The following is a 242-nucleotide window of genomic DNA, read 5'->3' as shown; positions in this document are numbered from 1 at the left end:
GTGGAACGTGGTGTCGGCGAGCGCGGTGCGTTCGGTGTTGTCGGTACCCGCGTGGGTCAGGGCCCGGGTGGTGCCGACAGTGGTGATCGACTTGAGCTGGCTGTGGTCGGTCCAGGTCTCGCCGGTGCGGGCGGTGCCGCCTGCGGGTGCGGCGGCGGTTTCGTTGCCGGCCTTGTCGTAGGACCAGCCGGTGGTCGTGCCGTTGCTGGAGACGAGCTGGGAGGCGTCGTTGTAGACGTAGT

General features: G+C 69.0%; 1 pseudogene. It reads right to left on the bottom strand.

The window, feature by feature from the left end:
* Nucleotides 1–242, bottom strand: a pseudogene (locus ADL08_RS38750) (RHS repeat-associated core domain-containing protein); the annotation flags it as partial.

It is taken from the genome of Streptomyces sp. NRRL F-6492 (genome assembly GCF_001280125.1).
In the GTDB taxonomy this organism is placed as follows: domain Bacteria; phylum Actinomycetota; class Actinomycetes; order Streptomycetales; family Streptomycetaceae; genus Streptomyces.
Note: the sequence above shows the minus strand (reverse complement) of the source record. Positions and strands in the feature narration are given on the sequence as shown.